Origin of the sequence: Chitinophaga horti, from assembly GCF_022867795.2 — a bacterium.
Classification (GTDB): Bacteria; Bacteroidota; Bacteroidia; order Chitinophagales; family Chitinophagaceae; genus Chitinophaga; species Chitinophaga horti.
Map to the genome: position 1 here is coordinate 1,234,860 of NZ_CP107006.1, position 20,491 is coordinate 1,255,350.

General features: G+C 50.9%; 15 protein-coding genes. 14 read left to right on the top strand and 1 reads right to left on the bottom strand.

Features of this window, described 5'->3' with window-relative positions:
- Positions 1-157: 157 nt before the first annotated feature.
- The 7 genes from MKQ68_RS05130 (at position 158) to MKQ68_RS05160 (ending at position 9,555) form a co-directional block, all read left to right on the top strand.
- Complete coding sequence (locus tag MKQ68_RS05130; RefSeq protein WP_264282354.1) at positions 158-2,269, top strand: HEAT repeat domain-containing protein; 2,112 nt, start codon at positions 158-160, stop codon at positions 2,267-2,269.
- 19 nt (positions 2,270-2,288) lie between these two features.
- Entirely contained in the window at positions 2,289-2,900 is a 612-nt protein-coding gene (locus tag MKQ68_RS05135; RefSeq protein WP_264282355.1) for a hypothetical protein, read from the top strand.
- 18 nt (positions 2,901-2,918) lie between these two features.
- Positions 2,919-5,750 carry a TonB-dependent receptor gene (locus tag MKQ68_RS05140; RefSeq protein ID WP_264282356.1) on the top strand — a complete coding sequence of 944 codons (2,832 nt, stop codon included), beginning with the start codon at positions 2,919-2,921 and terminating at the stop codon, positions 5,748-5,750.
- A 9-nt stretch (positions 5,751-5,759) separates the two neighbouring features.
- Positions 5,760-6,995: a DUF4876 domain-containing protein gene (locus MKQ68_RS05145; protein ID WP_264282357.1), complete on the top strand. Its 1,236-nt coding sequence runs from the start codon at positions 5,760-5,762 to the stop codon at positions 6,993-6,995.
- 20 nt (positions 6,996-7,015) lie between these two features.
- Positions 7,016-8,545 carry a DUF6850 family outer membrane beta-barrel protein gene (locus MKQ68_RS05150; RefSeq protein ID WP_264282358.1) on the top strand — a complete coding sequence of 510 codons (1,530 nt, stop codon included), beginning with the start codon at positions 7,016-7,018 and terminating at the stop codon, positions 8,543-8,545.
- 204 nt (positions 8,546-8,749) lie between these two features.
- Positions 8,750-9,076 (top strand): ArsR/SmtB family transcription factor, encoded by a 327-nt coding sequence (locus MKQ68_RS05155; RefSeq protein ID WP_264282359.1) that lies wholly within the window; start codon positions 8,750-8,752, stop codon positions 9,074-9,076.
- Positions 9,073-9,555, top strand: a complete 483-nt coding sequence (locus MKQ68_RS05160) for an SRPBCC family protein (protein ID WP_264282360.1) — start codon at positions 9,073-9,075, stop codon at positions 9,553-9,555. Before MKQ68_RS05155 ends, MKQ68_RS05160 begins: the two co-directional genes overlap by 4 nt.
- Positions 9,556-9,663: 108 nt before the next feature.
- Here the strand turns inward: MKQ68_RS05160 and MKQ68_RS05165 are convergent, their stop codons facing one another.
- Positions 9,664-10,143, bottom strand: coding sequence for a hypothetical protein (locus tag MKQ68_RS05165; RefSeq protein ID WP_264282361.1), 480 nt, complete (start codon positions 10,141-10,143; stop codon positions 9,664-9,666).
- Positions 10,144-10,279: 136 nt separating this feature from the next.
- Here MKQ68_RS05165 and MKQ68_RS05170 point away from each other — a divergent pair, with 136 nt between their 5' ends.
- From MKQ68_RS05170 to MKQ68_RS05200, 7 genes are all read left to right on the top strand, one after another.
- Positions 10,280-11,425: a cytochrome-c peroxidase gene (locus MKQ68_RS05170; protein ID WP_264282362.1), complete on the top strand. Its 1,146-nt coding sequence runs from the start codon at positions 10,280-10,282 to the stop codon at positions 11,423-11,425.
- 75 nt (positions 11,426-11,500) lie between these two features.
- Positions 11,501-11,881 (top strand): hypothetical protein, encoded by a 381-nt coding sequence (locus tag MKQ68_RS05175; protein ID WP_264282363.1) that lies wholly within the window; start codon positions 11,501-11,503, stop codon positions 11,879-11,881.
- A gap of 121 nt (positions 11,882-12,002) precedes the next feature.
- Positions 12,003-12,359, top strand: a complete 357-nt coding sequence (locus MKQ68_RS05180) for a response regulator (protein ID WP_264282364.1) — start codon at positions 12,003-12,005, stop codon at positions 12,357-12,359.
- A 264-nt stretch (positions 12,360-12,623) separates the two neighbouring features.
- Entirely contained in the window at positions 12,624-14,957 is a 2,334-nt protein-coding gene (locus MKQ68_RS05185; protein ID WP_264282365.1) for a TonB-dependent receptor, read from the top strand.
- A 66-nt stretch (positions 14,958-15,023) separates the two neighbouring features.
- Positions 15,024-15,467, top strand: a complete 444-nt coding sequence (locus MKQ68_RS05190) for a nuclear transport factor 2 family protein (RefSeq protein WP_264282366.1) — start codon at positions 15,024-15,026, stop codon at positions 15,465-15,467.
- Positions 15,468-15,714: 247 nt separating this feature from the next.
- A complete protein-coding gene (locus MKQ68_RS05195) occupies positions 15,715-18,948 on the top strand; it encodes a SusC/RagA family TonB-linked outer membrane protein (RefSeq protein WP_264282367.1) in 3,234 nt (1,077 codons plus the stop codon).
- Positions 18,949-18,967: 19 nt separating this feature from the next.
- The gene (locus MKQ68_RS05200; protein ID WP_264282368.1) at positions 18,968-20,488 is read left to right on the top strand and encodes a SusD/RagB family nutrient-binding outer membrane lipoprotein; all 1,521 of its coding nucleotides are present in this window, start codon (positions 18,968-18,970) and stop codon (positions 20,486-20,488) included.
- Positions 20,489-20,491 lie beyond the last annotated feature (3 nt).

Below are 20,491 nucleotides of genomic sequence, written 5' to 3' on the forward strand. Positions count from 1 at the left end.
CATTCGTTAACCTCCGTGAGTGTATTTTATCATCAGTGAAGAACAAAAGAGAGCTATATAGATGAAATGGAGTTTTTTCAAACGGACATGCCTGCTCGCAGTTGGAGTGGCTTTTTTAAGCAGAACCGCCACCGCGCAGCAAATCCAGTCTCCTACCGTGAAGTCGAAAACCAGTTTCGCGATCGTAGTAGACCAGGAAACGTATCAACAGGTAAAAAAAGAAATTGATGCTTATCGTACAGCCGTAGAGCAGTCCGGGCTGGGTACGTACATCGTGGCAGGTAACTTTGCCAATCCCGGTGAACTGCGTAAGCTGCTGAAAGAACTGTATGCACGTCCCCAACAGCTGGAAGGGGCGGTGCTCGTAGGCGACATTCCTATCGCCATGGTACGCGACGCACAGTACCTCACGTCTACTTTTAAGATGAACCAGAAGATCAACTGGCAGCGTTCGTCTGTACCATCCGATCGCTTCTATGACGACTTCGGACTGGAGTTTGATTTTATTAAACAGGATACGGCGCGTAAGGATTACTTCTACTATTCCATCAGCCCTGATGGCGCGCAGCAGATCCATATGAATATTTACACCGCGCGCATCAAACCGCCGGTTATCGCGGGTAAAACCAAGTACCAGCTGATAGGGGAGTACCTCGTAAAGGCGGTAAATGAAAAGAAACAACAGAATAAGATCGACGATGTGTTCATTTCTACGGCACATGGTTATAATTCGGAGTCGATCAACTCGCAGACCGGCGAGCTGCTGGCGTTTCGCAGCCAGTTTCCTGATCTTTTCACGCCGAATCACCAGGTAAAGGTCTTCTCTTTCCAGAATGATCCTGCCCTTAAGTTCAGCCTGCTGTCGGCCCTCAAACAGCCGCAAACGGATATTGCGATCATGCACGGTCACGGTGATACGGATGTGCAGCTGATCAATGGTTATCCGTATGTATCTGCACCGGCACCATCTATCGAAAATATTACGCGTTACCTGCGTTCTAAAATACAGGCCGCAAAAGAAGACGGCCGCGATGTGCAGAAGGCGAAACAAGGTTTCGTGGAATGGCTGGGCGTGCCCATGGCCTGGATGGACAATGCGCTCGACCCGGAAGTGATCAAACAGGATTCGCTGTTCATCCGCAACCAGGACATTCACATCGACGACATCCTTAACACGAAACCCAATGCCCGTTTCGTGATGCTGGATAACTGTCTTACCGGTTCGTTCCACCTCGACGAATACATCGCAGGTTACTATCCCTTTTCCGGCGGCCGCAACATCGTTGCTGTGGCGAACAGTATTGGTGTGCTGCAGGACCTGTGGCCCGACCAGCTGATGGGTATCATGCAACATGGTGCGCGTATGGGTAATTGGTTCAAACACGTAGCGTATTTAGAAACGCATATGATGGGCGATCCTACTTTTGCGTTTGCCCGTAACAGTAACAGTCCGGATGTAAACGCCGCCATTACTGTTAAACAACCGGTAAGCTACTGGAAAGCCCTGCTGCAAAAGCCGGATGCCGACCTGCGTGCGCTGGCGCTCATTTACCTGGGGGCGCAAATGGATGCCAGGGCATATTCCGAATTATTAAAGAACGCGTACTTCACATCACCTTACGAAACCACGCGTATGCAGGCTTTCTCCCAACTGGAGAAACTGGATAATGCAGACTTCCTCGCGGTGCTGAAAGCGGCCACGACCGATCCATACGAGTTCATCCGCCGCAGGGCGCTGTACGAAATTACCGAAGATGGTGGCGACCAGTTTGTAGCGCCGGTGGTGAACATGATCGTCAACGATTATCACTCCGAAAGGATCGCCTTCAAACTGCGTGGGGTACTCACCTTTATTAATGCCGACCTGGCCCTGCAGGAGATCAATAAGCAGATCAACGACAGCACCATGGTACACTTTGCTGCTACCCGTGCCGAACTGGAGAAGTCGATCCGCGCGAACGAAAAGAAGGTGAAGGAGATGATCGACACCATTCTCGATAACTCCAAAACCGATAAAGTACGCCTGTTCGAGATCACGACCATGCGCGCTTATCGCTATCACCAGACGGTGCCGGCACTGGTAACGGTAGTGAAAGATGCAAAGAGCAGCGAGGCGTTAAGACTGGCGGCCCTGGAGGCATTGAGCTGGTTCCCGCGCTCGTGGAGAAAGGCAGAGATCGTAACCCTCTGTAAAGAAATTGGTGCGGACAATAACTATTCTGTAGAACTGAAAAAACAGGCTCGCAAGAATTTACGCCTCTTTATGTAAGCCATTCTAACCAACGAAGATGAAAAGATTACTCCCGGTAATATCCCTCTGCCTGCTGTCGCAACTCTCGTTCGCGCAGGTTAAAAAGAAAGCCATTCTGCCAGCCGATGTACAGATCCGTGCAGCGCTGATGGCGGCTCCGCAAGAATATCGCGACAGTGCTACCGTAATTGGCGTGTCGCCCGAAGGTAAGTGGATCACATTGCGCGAAGGCTCCAACGACATGATTTGCCTGGCGCCAAATCCCAAACAGCTGGGTATTTACGTATATGCCTATCCCAAACGCCTGGAGCCGTTCATGGCCCGCGGCAGGGAGCTGGCCGCACTGGGTAAACGCATCAATGAGAAAGATACTATTCGCGAAGCGGAGATAAAATCAGGCAAACTGCCTTTCCCGAAAGACCCTACCATTTTGTATGGTTACTGGGGTAAAGATGAGGAGCTGATACCTGAAACCGGCGAAATCAAGAACGGGCAGCGCCGTTATGTAGTATACATTCCCTATGCTACGGCCGCCAGCACCGGTATGCCGACAGAACCCAACATCCCGGGCATGCCCTGGCTGATGGGCGCCGGTACTTACAAAGCGCATATAATGATCAATCCAGAAAATATGGGGCATAGCCACTAGTCCCGCTAAAAAACACTTATGGAACAATTCTTTACAATTACACGCCATGTAATAGCGGGCATACTTTTGCTGCTGGTGACCGCCGGCGCTCTGTCAGCCCAGCGCCGCAACACGGCCACCTACAAGGTGTCCGGGGTGGTGAGTGAAACCACCGTGGGCAATACAAAAAAGGCGCTTCCCTATGCTTCTGTATCGTTGCCGGCTTATGGTATTGCCGCACAAACAGATGGCCAGGGTCGTTTTGAACTACAGAACGTACCTGCCGGTAAAACAATGATCAGCATCCGGTACATCGGCAAAGTGAACGTCGACAGCACGATTACGGTAAATAGTGATGTAACGCTTGATCTGCAGATGCAAACATCTGACTTCCGCCTGGCGGATATACAGATCACTGCACGCCCTGGTACAGGCACCAGTGGCACTTCTTCCCGCATTTCCCGCACGGCGATCGATCACTTGCAGGCGAACAGCCTGGCAGACGTGATGGCATTGCTGCCGGGTGGCATAACGGTGAATCCGAACCTCACGAACGCGAAACAGATCAACATCCGCAGCGTAGGCTCGGCCGCATCCGACCTCAATGCCTTTGGCACCACGGTGATGATGAACGGCGCGCCCATGTCGAACAACGCCAACATGCAAACCATGTCGCCCGCAGTAGCTGGCGCCACCGGTGCATTGGCCGGCGGTGCATCTCCCAACGCAGGTTTCGACGTAAGGGGTATTTCTATGAACAACGTAGAATCGGTGGAAGTGATTCGCGGCGTACCGGGTGTAGAGTATGGCGATGTAACCGCAGGTGTGGTAATCGTGAACACGAAGGCTGGCGCACAGCCCCTGAGTGTACAGGCGAGGGTAAACCCGAACGTGTACCAGGTATCTGCCAACAAAGGGATGGACCTGGGTAAAGAAAATGGCGCGCTGAACCTCGGTATGGACTATGCCTATAACACCAATGATCCGGTACAGCAATATCTCACGTACCAGCGCTTCACCGGCAGGGCTTTATACTCGAATCGTTTCTTTAAAATATTGTCCTCCACCACCGCGCTGGATCTTATCTACGGAAAAGATACCCGCAAACGTAACCCGGATGACCAGGTGACTAAAACGGCATCCAGCGGCCGCGATCTCGGCTTCATCTTCAACACCCGTGGTAATCTTTCGTTCGAAAACCTGTGGTTACGTAAGCTTGACTACGTAGCGAGGGTAGGCTTAACGGATAAGTCGAGCTACTACGAAACGCAATACACGGCCGCTAACGCACCTTACTCCATGACGACTGTGGACGGTACCATTCTGACTAACCGTCCGGGGCTGGATGCGGTAGACGCGCAGGGGAATAAACTGAATGGGTCAGATGGTGACAAATACGCCGTGTACCTGCCCAGTACTTATGTAGGTCGATATAACATCGACGGCAAAGAGTTTAATACTTACTTTAAAGCGGCTACCACTTTCTTCAACAAGATTGGTAATACCGACCACCGCTGGTTAGTGGGTGCAGACTTCAAATCAGATAAAAACTATGGCGCAGGTAAAACCTTTGCAGACAGCACTCCGCCATACCGTAACCTATCGGCCCTCAACGCTTCTTTCAGAACAAGGGCTTATAAAGATATTCCTGCACTCACCCAATTTGGCTTGTTTGCAGAGGAGAACTTCAGCGCCAACATCGGTGGTAACAGGCTGGATGTAACAGCTGGTGTCCGCTACGACCGGTTCAGTGGCGACCGCAATGCCATATCGCCCCGTATTAACGCGAACATAGAACTGATTCCCGGCTGGCTGAGCATTAACGGTGCCTGGGGACAACTGGCCAAAGCCCCCTCTATCCTGTACCTGCATCCTGAAAATGCTTTCTTCGAATACGTAAACATCAACGAACTGGCGAACGAAAGCATTCCGGCCGACCAGCGTGTATTGATGACCACCACACATGTTTTCAATACAGAGAACAACGACCTGGAAATCGCGAAAAACGAGAAAGCGGAAATTGGACTGGTGTTGAATGTGAAACAGGCGTCATTACGGGTGACCGGCTTTCGGGAAACGTTGAAGAACGGGTATGGTATGGATAATTCACTCAATACCTTCCGACCGGTGATGTTCAATGAATACACCCGTGTGGCCGGTGCTACATCGCCGGTGTACAACCTTACGGCGAGCAACCGCGTACTGGCGTCGTTCTATACGCCCACCAACAACCAGGTGGCCAAAACACAAGGCCTGGAAGCAGACCTGAACCTGGGTCGCTTTAAATCCATCCGCACCTCCTTTGCTGCCAACGGCGCCTGGATGCGCACCGAGACGTACAGCAACAACTACACCTTCTACGACGACCAGAGCAGCAATGCCGGCGCGTCAAGGACCCATGTGGGACTGTATGAGAAAGGCATGGTGAAACGTAACGACGAAACCGTAGTCACCAGCTTACGCGCTACCCATAACATTCCGCGTATCGGTTTTGTGATCACCTTCACAACACAAGTGATCTGGAACGATCGTAACTGGAACGTGTTCGGTAATGATTCCATCCCGGTAAAATACATTTCTAAAGATGACGGAGAAGTGTATGACTTCGATCCTTCCAAGTCGCAGGAGCCGGAGTTTAAAACCCTGCTGCGTCCTGTAAACCGCGCTACGTCCATCAAAGAATCATATCCTCCTTTGCTCACGTTTAATATCAACGTTACCAAAGAAGTAGCGGAATACCTGCGTGTATCATTCTTTGCGAACAACATGTTCAGGCACTACCAGATCACGGAGTCTAAACGTACGCCGGGTAACTTTGTGAAAAGAGGCGGCCAGTTCTTCTTTGGATTGGAATTATCGTTAACACTATAACAGGCAACCATGAAATACATAAAACAATTAATAGCAGCCCTGTCCATACCCGTATTGCTGGCTGGCTGTGAAAAAATAAACGACGCGCTGGATGCGGAAAAGGTAGGCGCCTACACCGTGTCCGTCACAGCATCCACCGAAATGTCCGGCGTGGCCACCGAAGGATTAAAAGTCGTGTTCGAGAACTTTGCGGAAGGCTTCCGGCTCGAAGCGGAACTGGGTGCGGGTGCTACGCCTATTAAAGGGCTGATTCCCGGTATGTACAGCATTAACGTATCCGGCAGAGTAGAAGGCGCCGACGGTGAAACGTATTACCTGAATGGCAGTAAGATCAACTATGCCATCTTTAAAAACAATGAGCAGCTGGAGATTTCAGTGAGCGGCCTGAAAGTAAGTCCGCTGGTATTTTCAGAAATATTCTTCGCAGGTACGAATCCTTTCTACTTCCGTAACCAGTTTTACGAGATCTATAACAATTCTGATAAAGTGATTTACCTGGATGGGCTTTGTTTCGCCAACTTGATGCCCAGTGCTGTGACGACGAATATGCCGACATGGCCCGCAACGGATGGTAACCAGTACGCTTATGCTGAACGTATCTGGAAAATTCCCGGCAACGGTACCGAATACCCACTGCAACCGGGCGAATCGTTCTCCATTGCACAATGGGCGGCTAATCACCAGTTACCGCAATACAGCCCTGCGTCACCGATCAACTGTTTCCCTGCGGAGTTCGAGTTCAACATGAACAACCCTAACTTCCCGGACCAGCCTGCGGTAGATATGACGCATGTATTTTACAATGCCAGTGCCTCCAAAGGCACATTGCCGCAATACCTGGTATCAGTGTTCGGTGGTGCGTACGTGATCTTCCGCGTACCGGCGGGTGAAACCTACGATCCGGTGAACAATGCCGAATTAAGAACGCGTAACCTCGCCAACGCAACGGCCACACAGCAATATGCAAAAATTCCCATCCGGTATATTTTAGATGCGGTAGAAGCAGGTAATAACCAGAACTCCATCGCTAACAAACGTGTACCATCCGTGTTAGATGCGGGTATGACGTATGTTGGCGCTACCTATAACTCACAGGGTGTTGCCCGTAAAGTAGGTGCTGTAAATGCCGACGGTACACCGATTTACACCGATACCAACAACAGTACCGATGACTTCGAACGTGGGGTAGTACCACAATTCAGGCGCCACGGGGCTAAAATGCCGTTCTGGAACCATATGAACTAACGCATCAAAACAGCACACTCATGAAGAAATTATATATCACCGTGGCGCTGGCCGCCGCCTGTCAGGCCACGGCAGCGCAGGATGCAGGGAATACACCCGCTTCGCTGGAATGGCGCCGCCAAAACAGTTTGTGGGAACAGTCTGGCAACCCGGCCGGTCTGAAACTCGATGCGCCCATCCGTTATTCGCATGTAAACGCAGGTTACGAATCTTACAACGGCGATTTCCGTCGCCCGCAGGAAGGTGCTTCCGGCAACCGCCAGTTCGTGCAAACCGAAGGAGCATTGTATGCCGACAGCTTCTACCTTTCCGGTAAATTCAGTTATACAAGAGATGCGGTGAAAGATGCGAAGTTCAACGCTTCCATCATCGATCCCTTTCGCGGAATGCCGTTCATCGTGGCCGATCTTAACGCCAGTGACTGGAGCATCCAGCGCTACGATCTGCAGTTCAATGCTACCACCCGTGCTTACGGTCGCTGGTCGTTCGGACTGGGCGCGCAATACCAGGCGTCCAGCGGTGCGAAGCAGCGAGACATCCGCACGGAGAACTACTTCTACTCCATCCGGGTAACGCCGGGTGTGGTGTATGCTTTGTCGGACAGGCAGCATATCGGCTTCAACCTCGATTATAGCAACACGAAAGAAGAAGGCTCCATGTCCAACGTAAACGTCTACGTTGATCAAACCTATTACGAACTGTACGGTTTGGGAACGGCAGTAAGCCTGCTGGGCGGCGGTCGTACCAACAACTATGAAGGCGACGCCTGGGGCGGATCGCTGCAATACGCTTACCGCGGCTACATCGGCGTATTTGTAAACGCCGGTTACAAAATCGAGGCCGAAGACCTCCATGTATCCTTCACCATTCCGCGCGACGGAGCTACCATACTACGCAAGTCATGGAATGCAGGCGTTACGCTTACCAACGAAACGCCGGGCCTGTTACACACGCTGGCCCTGCAATACAGGCAGCGCGATATGGATGGCATCCAGTATACAACAGAACGTATACCCACTGCCGGCTGGAAGTCGCTCGCCAAATATGTGCGCTCTACTTTCGCCAGCAAACAGGCGACCGCCATGTACCGCATCGGTGCCAAACGCGGCCGCGAGTATAAATGGATGGCCGATATCTCCGGTGCCTACACGAAGTTAGATGATGTGTACCTGTTGCCTTACTCCTTTAAGAAGACCGAAAACCTGAATGGCGAAATCGGTGGTAAAATGAACTTCGTATTACCCGGCAACAAAGACGCCCGCCTGCTGGTAGGCCTCAGCATCGGTTACAACCGCAACTTTTCCGCGGCTTACGAATACAACGGCGCGCATCCCGACTACCCGACGGTAACGGAGCTGGAAACAAATGATTACCGCTATATGGCATCCGACTATGTAAAAGCGGAATTGCCCGTAACCTGGTCAACCCGCCTGAAAGAAAGCGGCAAACAAACCCTGTTCCTGAAAGCGTACGGCAGGTATGTGAAGACGGGCAGCTACGATTTCAACGATCGGTATACGATCGGTGGGAGCGTAGGGGTAAACTTTTAATACCTTGTAGTGGAAGAGGGGCTGACCAGGAAATCGTGGTCAGCCCTTTTTTATTCATATATACCTGACAGGCCTTCCCCTGGCTTTTAGTTAACCCTGCCGGAGTGCCTTTCATTTACGCTTTCTGATAACCTCATTGAACCATAAAATTTATTTGTGCAAGTAAATGCTTGCATTTATATTTGCAAGCAGATACTTGCATATATGGAAGTCAGACGTGACGTATTTCAGGCAATTGCCGATCCCACCCGGAGGGATATTATTCTGATGCTGGCCGAGCGCCCGCTGAACGTTAACGAAATAGCCGAACACTTTCCGGTGAGCCGCCAGGCGGTATCGCTGCACGTAAAGGTGTTGGAGGAATGTGGCCTCATCATCGTAAAAAAGCAGGGGAGGGAACGCTTCTGCGAGGCACAGTTAACGCAGCTGGACGAGGTAGTAGCATGGATAGCGCATTGCCGGCAATTCTGGACAGGCAAGTTCCAGGCACTCGATCAATATCTACAGAAAACTAAAAATGCTAAAAAATGAGTCAGCATGTATTTAAGCTGGCGCACGAATTCGATGCGCCGCAGGCAATGGTATTTGACGCCTTTGCTACTGAAGAAGCCCTCAATGCATGGTGGGGACCCACAAACAGTCGTAATACAACCATCTCGCTGGACTTCCGCCCCGGTGGTACGTTCCATTACCGGATGGAGTCGGAGCAGGGCACGATGTACGCCCGCTTCTTATATAAGACTATTCAACCGCACAACCTGCTGGTATTTACGATCGCTTTTACCGATGCGAACGCCAATGTAGTACCGGCGCCGTTTCCCAACTTCCCGCGGGAAATAGAGTATACGTTCCGGTTTACGGAGGCGAGCGGTAAAACAAAGATCGATGTGACGGGTGTGCCGGTGCAGGCCAACGAGGTGGAGGCGGCAGCTTTCCGTTCCCTGAACGAAAGCATGCAACAGGGCTTTGGCGGTTCGCTGAAGAAGCTGGCAGCGTATCTATCCGCATAAAACAAAAGGGGCTGTATCAAGAGTTATTTGGTGCCCGATGGCGTGATTTTTCATGTATGCGATGCTCATGTCCATCCAACTACTTTTGATACAGCCCCTTTTTCCTGGTTATCGTGTAATCGTAAAGGTAATATCATTCACTTTTTCCAGTCCGCTCATCCCGCTGGCCTGGTAAGTAGCCGAATATAGTCCCGGAGCAGCCAGGTTGTACCCTTTGCTCAGGTCAATATCTACCGACACGCTGTCGCGCGCAGGTACTTTGATATACGCTTCAGCCGGTGGCGGCATGATGCGTTTGGCCATGGCACCGCGATAATCTACCGGTTGTCCGCCTGCTGTCTTCACATCCAGGAAGGAGCTCATAAAGCCTTCGAAGGGCGTGTGCCACTTGCAGAACTGAAGTTCGGTTTTAGTCGGATTGTACACTACAAAATGAAGCATCACTGGTTTTTCGGCACCGATTTGTGGGGCTACAGACATGGTAGTGACCAGTTTCCCCTTGGGGGCGCCTCCCTGCTGGGTGCTTTTGCAGGCGGTAAAGGCTAATGAAAACAGCGCAATGGCTGGCATGATCCCGTATCTTTTCATGTTTCCTGTTGGTTTGAGGCCGGGAAATTAAACCATTTTTTCCCGATCCGACATCAGCCGCCCGGCAAATTTGTCTTAAATTTGCGGCTTTCGGGCCTGGCGTGCCAACTCAGCCAGGTATTTAAGATTGGAAGCTATGAAGAAAATGCTCGTTCTCAGTGGGATTGCACTTGTTATGTTTGCGGGATATGCGTTTACCGGTACTACCATGCCGGATGAGCCCCTCGCTCAATCGTACCTCGACAGCATCCGCTCCCTGTACGCCCGGCCTGTGGCCGAGTGGCCACGCGCGCATGTAGACGATTCCATCCAATTCGAAGAAATGGCCGTATTGCCGCCATCGCCCTTCGCCGAAGACTCCTCCCTTAAAGAAATGGCCGCCCTGGGCAAAATGCTTTTCTTCGAGCCCCGGTTATCCGGCTCCAACCAGATTTCCTGCGCTACCTGCCACGAGCCCGAATTGGGCTGGAGCAACGGTCGTACCACCGGCATCGGTCACGATCATGCATTGGGTGAAAGAAACGTACCCTCGCTGTTTAACGTATGGCAGTACAAATCGTTCTTCTGGGACGGTCGCGTAAACAGCCTCGAAAAACAGGTACTGGCGCCACTTTCCAACGATATTGAAATGCACGAGCTGCCCGGCGCACTGGGAGAGGAACTTGCCCGCATTCCTGAATATAAGCAACGCTTCAAGTCGGTATTTGGCGGCAAAACCATCGAACTGGAACACGTCGCGGAAGCACTGGCCATGTACGAAAAGACCATCACCAGCCGCAGGGCGCCGTTCGATGCATTCGTATCCGGCAGGTACAACGCCATGAGCGATCAGCAGGTACTGGGCATGCATATTTTCCGCACTAAAGCTCGTTGTATGAACTGCCATAACGGCCCGTTCTTTACAGATAACAAGTTTCATAACATCGGCCTGGCCTATTACCAACGTAAGTTCCAGGACCTCGGCCTTTATAATATCACCCACAAAAAAGAAGACGTTGGCCGCTTCCGCACACCTTCCCTGCGCGATGTAGCCCTTACCCGTCCGTATATGCATAACGGTTTGTTCGACGACCTCGAAGGGATCGTAAGTCTGTACAATGCTGGCGGCGCCCGCACCAAACGGAAAGACTCGCAGATAGGCGATACACTCTTCCCCGAAACCAGCACGATACTCAAACCGCTCGGTATGACCGTGCAGGAAAGAGAAGCTGTCGTCGCTTTTCTGCACGCGATTAGCACCAGCACCTCATACCGCGTGCCACGCCCGCAATTGCCGAAGTAGTATCCTATTTGTACTCCCGCGATTAGTATTTACCCCCGATAATTACTACTTTCGTGTTCCTGCGGGACTACTATCATGAAAAGTTGGAGAATATATCAAAACTATCTGCTGTTGTTGGCTTTTGCCTTCAAGATAGTCTTTATAGGCTCTATGCTCACGCTGGCGACGCATAACATCTGCATGCAGCGCCTGATCGAGGAAGATAATAACCTCACCCGCCTGCTCTGCAAACAACGCAAACGCGACGAACAGGGACAGCATACGCAGGACGCATCCGTTTCCAAAGCGGAAATTTCCAGCAACCTGTTTAGTTTCAAGGATGTAGTGCTGCCCGTAGCACATTTCTTCCGGCATCGCCTGGCTGCCCTTTGCCAGTTGGACCGCTGGCCTGTTTTACTGCAACCCGTTTATCCGCCCGAAAAGATATTTCTCCGACACTGCTCCCTGCTCACGTGATTTCCTCCACCTGCTTACGGTTTGAATTACTGCCTTTTTAAAGCAGACTGCAACTATTATCGCACAACATACAAATACGCAGAATGGAACGTGCCCGATGGGCCGCCGTGTTACTTATATCATGAAGAAGAAAATATTGATCATAGAGAGACATATCGAAAGTGTTGGTTTTTACAAGGAACTGTTGACAGAAAAAGGCTATGAAGTAAGCGTGCTGACCACCGACATCCAGTTATTGCGTTTCGATTTCGTGATGCCCGATCTCTTTATTATCAACAGCCAGTTCGTTACTTTATCACCTGTAGAGATTTGCCGCCATCTTAAAAACAGTCCGCAAACCGCCACCATCCCGGTAATCGTCGTCTCCGGCGCGTCCGATCTGGAAACGCAGGCCATGCGGGCCGGTGCATCTGCTTTTATCGAAAAGCCATTCGTATCGCGTAAATTCCTGGAAGTAATTGAACAGTATCTGAATTAGAACATATAACATCGTATTGGGCTGACCATTAGCTGTGGTCGGCCCTTTTTTATAGATGTCCCTGGCGAAATTGCTACGCTTTGGTTATCAGCTGCAGGTCCACTCTCCGGCCGCCGTTGCGACGATTTCTTCATCTTCCTTCTCTTCCTTCATCTCTACTAACGCCCGACCGGGTAAATTGTCACTTCATGCCGCATTTTATACTGCTGGTCCCGTTTAGCTCGCTAAAGGCGGTAGAATGCGCCAATTTTGCATAAAAAACGAATGAAGCCATTGCTTTGGGCCTGTGCCCTGTTATTCCCCCTCTCCAGCCTGTGTCAACAGGCTCCTGCTACACAAAACGTAAAAGGCGTAGTGACAGACCGCCATACACACATGCCCTTACCCGGCGTTACTGTTCAGATCAACAAGTCCGGCACGGCCACCGATGCGCAGGGGCAGTTTAAGATCACAGGCATACCTGCGGGCAGGTATACGATCCAGCTTTCGCTGATCGGTTATGAACCAATGACCTTACAGAACGTAGAGGTAAACGCCGGTAAAGAAACCGTACTGGAGCTGTCGCTGGCCGAGCAGGTGGTGCGGTTGAAAGATTACACCGTTACGGCGCGTGGCAGGCATGATGCTATCAATCCACTGGCGCAGGTAAGTGCACGCCCGCTTAATATGGACGAAGGCATGCGGTATGCAGGCAGCCGTAACGATCCTTCGCGTATGGCGCAGAACTTTGCCGGGGTGATCGGCGGTAATGATGCCAGTAATGATATCGTGATCCGTGGTAACTCGCCTAATGGCGTTCTATATCGCATGGAGGGTGTGGATATTCCCAACCCGAACCACTTCAGTACACTCGGTGCCTCCGGCGGGCCGGTTACCATCTTGAATCCCAATACGCTGCGCAGCTCCGACTTTATGACTGGTGCTTTTCCTTCGCCATATGGCAATGCATTGGCCGGTGCTTTCGATTTGCGCATGCGTAATGGTAATAAAGATAAATATGAGTTCCTCGCAGAAGTAGGCTTCAATGGTTTCGAAGCAGCGGCGGAAGGCCCTATCGGCAAGCCTGGCAAAGCCTCTTTCCTGGCCGATTACCGATATTCTACCGTAGCCGTTATACAGTCGCTGGGCCTCTCCGTAGGTACAGGTGCCACGGTGCCGTATTACCAGGACCTTAACCTTAAAGTGCACATCCCCACCGCAAAGGCCGGCACGTTCAACCTGTTTGCCATCGGCGGGGTAAGTAAAATACATTTCGGGCCGGATGACGATACCACGGGTTTGTACGGCAGTGATAACAAAGACCGCGATCGTGATTATCGCTCCAAAACAGGCGTGGTGGGCCTCACGCATAGTTACAACCTCGGTCGCAATACCTTCGGCCGTGCCTTTGTAGCCTTGTCGTACGCACAAAACACCGCCCTCGAATGGATCGTGAAGGAAGACGAACCGTTGAAACCTTCGGTGGATGTGGACACCCGCCAGGTGAAGACGAGCGTGGGGTACCAGCTGGAGCACCGCATATCCTCCCGCCACCAGTTAAGCGGCGGGGTAACGGGCGACTTTATGGACCTTTCGTTAAACCAGGAATTTATTAAGGACGGGGATTCTACGATGTCGGTGTACATGAACAGCCGCCAGCACACAAACCTGCTGCGTGGCTGGATCAACTGGCAGCATCGGTTAAGCAGCCAGTTAACGGCGAACCTTGGCGTATACTCGCAATACTTCGTATTGAATAAAGCGATGGCGGTGGAGCCTCGCTTCAACTTAAAATACACCGCTAATTCGGGCCATGGCTTTAGTATGGGGCTGGGCCTGCATAGCCAGATGCAGCCGCTCGAAGTGTACTTCAGCGAGGCGGACGGGCAGCTGAGTAATAAAGACCTTGGCTTCAGTCGCAGTGGGCATGCCGTGTTGGGATATGAATACAATGCAGGCGAGCGTTTCCGCATCCGCCTCGAAACTTACTACCAGCACCTGTTCGACATCCCTGTAGAGAGGACGGCGTCGGCCTTCAGTATGTTAAATACCGGCGCGCAATTCGGCTTCCCGGATAAACCATGGCTGCATAACCAGGGTAAGGGAAAAAATTATGGGGTGGAAATTACGGCGGAAAAGTTCCTGCATAAAGGCTTTTACATCCTGTTTACACAAAGTTTGTTCAATTCCAAATACCGCCCGAGCGACGGCGTATGGCGCAACACCGCGTTCAATTCACAGTTCGTTACAAATTTGCTTGGCGGCAAGGAGTGGACGCTGAAGCCGGGTTTTACACTCGGTGCCGATACGAAGGTGTCGCTCGCCGGCGGACAATGGTACACACCGTTCGATGTACAGGAAACGGTGGCCAAAGGTTATGCTGTGTATGATGATACGCAGACGTTCGCGAAACGTTATGGCGCGTATTTTCGCTGGGACGTTAAAATATCTTTCACCTGGGAGATGGGACGTACCACCCAGAAGTTCTTTATGGATTTTCAGAACGTAACGGCCAGGAAAAACATCTACCTGAAGAGAATTAACACGACTACCGGTACCGTGTCGGACATTAACCAGATCGGATTTTTTCCTAACGTAAACTACCAGTTTACTTTTTAGAGGGATACAAGGCTGCGAAATAAGCCGTATCTTTTGGATCACCATCTAACCGTTAAACATTATACGATGATCAGAAAGATAGGCGCATTTACGGCCATGTGTGCAATACTGGCCGCCTGTACCACCGGCGATCGCAAGGTGAATAATAACGAGCAGCTTGCCCGTGAGTATTTCGACCACTTCAACAACCGGAATTGGGAAAAGATGACCGGTATGTACACGGACACGGTAGCGTTCAAAGATCCTGAATTTGGTACCGACGTGGTATTGCAAACGCACCAGCAGATCATCGCGAAATACCGTGGCATGCAAACCATGTTTCCCGATATCAGGGATTCTATCGTACAGTTGTATCCTTCGGGTGACAAACACGTGATCGTCGAATTTGTGTCCACAGGATCGTCCGGCGACAGTATAAAGTTCACACTGCCGATCTGTACGATCTTCGAATTTCGAGATGGAAAAATAAGTAAAGACTATACGTATTATAACATGGGAGAGGGGCAGTAATGCTCCTCTTTTTTTATGCAGCTATCTTAACCCCAATTTTTCTACTCCGCACAATGGCGCGCCGTTTCTACATTCTTCATGTTTAGATAACGCAGCCTTAACACGACCTTAACATTACACTTCTACTTTAGCGCCCTGAAAAATAGGACAGAAAAACACACGTCATCGTAACAACTAAGCGAAACGAACAATCGAATACCAAAGGTCAGTAATCACGGAGTAACAACACTTAAACAACTATTGTTGAATGAAACACTTTTTACTATTTATCACCGGCCTGCAGCTGTGTGCACACAGCATGGCGTCCGGCGCAACCGCCCCTGCTCACCCGGATGTAAACCGGGCCGCACGCATTAACTATGTTAGGGAAGATATAGTCGTGCGCGGAAGGGTAGTGGACGAAAACGGCGATCCACTCATCGGCGTAAGCATCCACCCCAAAAATTCTACGCAGGGCGTTTATTCCGACAAAGATGGTAACTACCTGATGGTAATGCCTGCTAATGGCGGTGTACTGGTGTTTTCGTACATCGGTTATCTTACCCGTGAAGAAACAATTAAAGAAACAAGAAGATTAAATATTACCCTGAAGCAAGACCCTAAAGCGCTCGGCGAAGTAGTGGTAACTGCCCTCGGTATCAAACGTGACGAAAAAGCATTGGGTTATGCTGCTACCGTAGTAAAGAACGAGCAGATCACCAACGCAATTTCCGGTAACTGGCTGGATGCATTGTCCGGCAAGGTAGCGGGTCTTAACCTGATCCGCTCCAATGGCGGTCCTACCGGCTCTATCAAAGTGATCCTGCGTGGCGAGAACAACCTCACCGGCGAAAATGAAGCGCTGATCGTGGTGGATAACGTGGTGATCAACAGCGGTAGTATGAAGCGTGTAGCCATCGCCGGCGAAAGCTCTTACGGCACCGGCAGCGATAACATGCCTGCGGACTACGGTTCCAGCCTCAATGACCTCAACCCGGAAGACATTGATAACATCACGGTGCTGAAAGGTCCTGCCGCTGCCGCATTGTACGGACAGCGCGCGGCAAACGGTGCGTTGATCATTACTACGAAAGCAGGTACGAAAGGTAAAAAAGGCCTGGGTATCACTGTAACCTCCAATGGTTCGCTGGAAGAAGTAAACCGCTGGCCCGACCTGCAATACCAATACGGTCAGGGTTTGAACGGTGACAACTATTATTCTTTCGGCGGCTCCGAAGATGGTGCTTCTACCAGCGGTACGAGCTCTGCCTACGGTCCTAAATTCGACGGACAAAAGTTTTACCAGTACGATCCCAACACGCAGCTGCGCGGTGAAGAACGTACGCCTTGGGTAGGTCATAAATCGGACGGTGTAAACTCTTACTTCGAAAGAGGTAATACGTTCACAAACTCTGTATCGGTAGATGGAGCAGGCGAGAAAACATCCGGCCGTTTGTCTTTCACGAATGTGAACAACAACTGGATCATGCCCAACACCGGTTACGGTCGTAATTCACTGGCATTCTCTGCCAACACCCGTGTGAACGAAAAATTCCAGGTGTCTACCAAATTGAACTATACCAACAAACGCAGCGAAAACCTGCCTGGTAGCGGTTATGGTAACCAGTCGGTAATGTACTGGTACATCTTCTGGCAGCCGAGCACCAGCATCGATGTACTGCGCAACTACTGGACGAAGGATGCCGACGGCAGGAAGATCAAATATCCTTTCAGCTCTTTCCCAGAAAACCCGTTTGCGATCGCCAACGAGTTCCTGAACAAAATGAACCGTAACAACATCGTAGGTAACGTTACCGCTACTTACAACTTCACCAAGGAACTGAGCCTGATGGCACGTGGATCGGTGGACCTCGCAGGTGAGCAACGCTCACAGCAACGTCCGTGGGATGCCGGTACCAAGCTGCCTTTGGGTAGCATCCGCCAGCAGAACATTTTCTCTTCTGAACTGAGCATGGACTTCCTGTTACGTTATAATAAACAGATCAATAAAGACTTCGATTTCTCTGCAACCCTTGGTGGTAGCCAGCTGAAGAACCTTTATACGAAAGACGAGCTGCGTGCAGACTCCCTGAAAGTGCCTGGCATCTACAAACTGGCCAACGCTGCCGGTCCGTTGATCGCCATGCCGGATAAGAGCAGAATGGCATTTAACAGCTTGTTCTTCCTCATCACCGGTGGTTTCAAAAATATGATCTATGTGGACATTACTGCCCGTGAAGACTGGGCCAGCACGCTGGCGCTGCCAGAGCGTAAAGGTAACTCCGCATTCTTCTATCCATCCGTTAGCTCCAGCTTCATCCTGAGCGAGATCTTCCAGCTGCCGAAACCGATCAGTTATGCGAAGTTCCGTTTGGCTGCTGCGTCTGTAGGTAGCGGCGGACAAGTTCCTTACTACACTTCTTACTTTTATACGGCGCCTCCAACCTTCCCTGGTGGCTTAACCAACCCGACGTTGCTGACCAACGCGGAACTGGAGCCGCTGCGTACCAACTCTTACGAGGCAGGTATCGAAGGTAAGCTCTGGAAGAACCGCGCTGGGTTTGACGTAGCGGTATATACCGGCAGCACGAACAACCAGATCCTGAGCCGTAGGATTGATCCTGCGTCCGGTTGGCCTTCCCAGGTAATTAACGCCGGTAAAGTACGTAACATCGGTGTGGAAGTGGCGTTGAACGGTACCCCCGTAAGCACGAAAGACTTTAAATGGAATACTTCTCTTGTATATTCTGCTAACAGGAACAGGATCGTAAGCATGCCGGATTCGTCGGTAGTTCTGCGTACCGGTCCAGTAGGCGGTGGCCAGATCGTTGCACGCGTTGGCGGCAGCATGGGTGACCTGTATGGTTATGGTTACAAACGTGCCCCGGACGGACAAGTTGTATATGATCCTGCTACCGGTTTCGCTAAACTGTCAGAAGGTGTTATTCACCTTGGTAATACACTGCCGAAAGGTAAACTGGGCTGGACGAACGACTTTACTTACAAACAGTTCCGCCTGAACTTATTGTTCGATGCGCAGTGGGGTGCCGTAGCACACTCGCTCATGCACTACAAACTGGCAGAGCAGGGTAAAATTACCAGCACACTGCCCGGCCGTTACAACGGTATCGTAGGTAATGGCGTAATCGAAGAAGCAGATGGTAAGTACAGGAAGAACGACGTACTGGCTACTGATATCGACTACTACTATCGCTCGCATTTTGGCGTAGACAATGCAGAAGGCAGCACCTTCCGCACTGACTTTATCAAGTTCCGCGAAGCCAGGTTCGACTATACCTTTAAGCCGGCCATGCTGAGAAAGATTGGTATACAGCGCGCCCAGGTAGGCATCTACGGACGTAACCTGGCCGTATGGTCACCTTGGCCGATGTTCGATCCTGAATTTGGTACTATCTCCGGTACAGACATCGTACAGGGTTTCGAGATCGCACAGTTCCCGTCTACCCGCACCTTTGGCTTTAACCTGACTATCGGACTTTAATCCTTAACGCACGATTATCATGAAGAAATTAGCATATATCATTCCGGGCATGGCGCTGTTGGCAGCCACCGTGCTCACTTCCTGCAGGAAGGACTTTGAAGAGATCAATACACACCCGATATCTACACCGGTAGCACTGCCAGAGCAGCTGTTGCCCACCGCGCTGGCCAATACGGTTACTTACAACATGCTGCGTAACCGCAACTTCAATAACGAGTTGATGCAGGTAACGATCGACATGAACGATGGTGACGGAAGAGTGTTTCGCTACGACTTTAACAGGAACTGGAGCGATTACCTGTACACGAACCTGTTCATACAACTCACCAACTTTAAAGACGTATACAAACAGGCGATCGATCCGCTTACATACGATAAAACCTATGTAGGTATTTCCCTCATCAGCCAGGCATGGATCTATTCCATTCTGACGGATACTTATGGCGACATTCCTTTTAAAGAATCGAACCTGGGCAGGGATTCCGGCATTACGGAGCCTAAATTCGATACACAGAAAGATGTGTACTTCGGTTGTTTTACCATGCTGGAAGAGGCCAACAGGCTGCTGAACGGCGCGGCTAACCTGAAAGTACCTGCAGCTGATCCTGTGTATGCAGGTAACGCCGCCAACTGGCGTAAGTTCGGTAACTCCTTGTATCTGCGTATGCTGATGCGTATCGCAGAAAAACCGGAAGTGAAAGACACGGTAGTGAAAAAGATCGCAGAGATCGCACAAACGAAAACATCTACTTACCCGATCATCGGTGCTGTTACAGAATCGGCTATTCTCCGCTGGACAGGCGTTGTGCCCTATGTAAATCCGTACAACACGGTAAGGGAACAGGACTTCCGTTCACCGGCGATCGCCAGCTTCTTTATTGATAACCTGGTGGCATGGTCCGATCCGCGTATCAACATCTCTTTAGGTAGTGATGGTATTAACCGTTGGGGTATCGCGCCTTCGAGCGAGGGCTTCAAGGGCGTACCAAGTGGTTATGAGCCAGGGCAGGGCTACGTAAAGAAATCGTACTTCTATTCCAATACTTCTAAAAAGTCAATGCAAACGGAAGAACTGGGCGGCATGATCCTGAATGCGGCAGAAGTAAGGTTGATCCTTGCTGAAGCTTTTGTAAGAGGTTATATCACTAACAGCAACGCACAAACGTATTACAACGCCGGCGCCCAGTTTGCTATCCAGCAATGGTTGCCAACGTGGACGGTAACCGACTTCCAGGCGTATATGGCTAACATCGACCAGGAGTGGGACGAAACGCTCGACCTGGAAGGTAAGCTGGAAAAGATCCACCTGCAGAAATATTATGCACTGTTTATGTGCGACATGCAACAGTGGTTCGAGTACCGCCGTACCGGTCACCCTGTACTTCCCAAAGGCGGTGGTTTGCAGAATGGTGGTGTAATGCCTGCCAGGATGACTTACCCGATCATGATCCAGTCTACCAACCCGACCAATTACAAAATAGCGATCGCTAACCAGGGGCCGGACGAAATCAGCACGCAAGTGTGGTGGCAGAAAAAATAATCG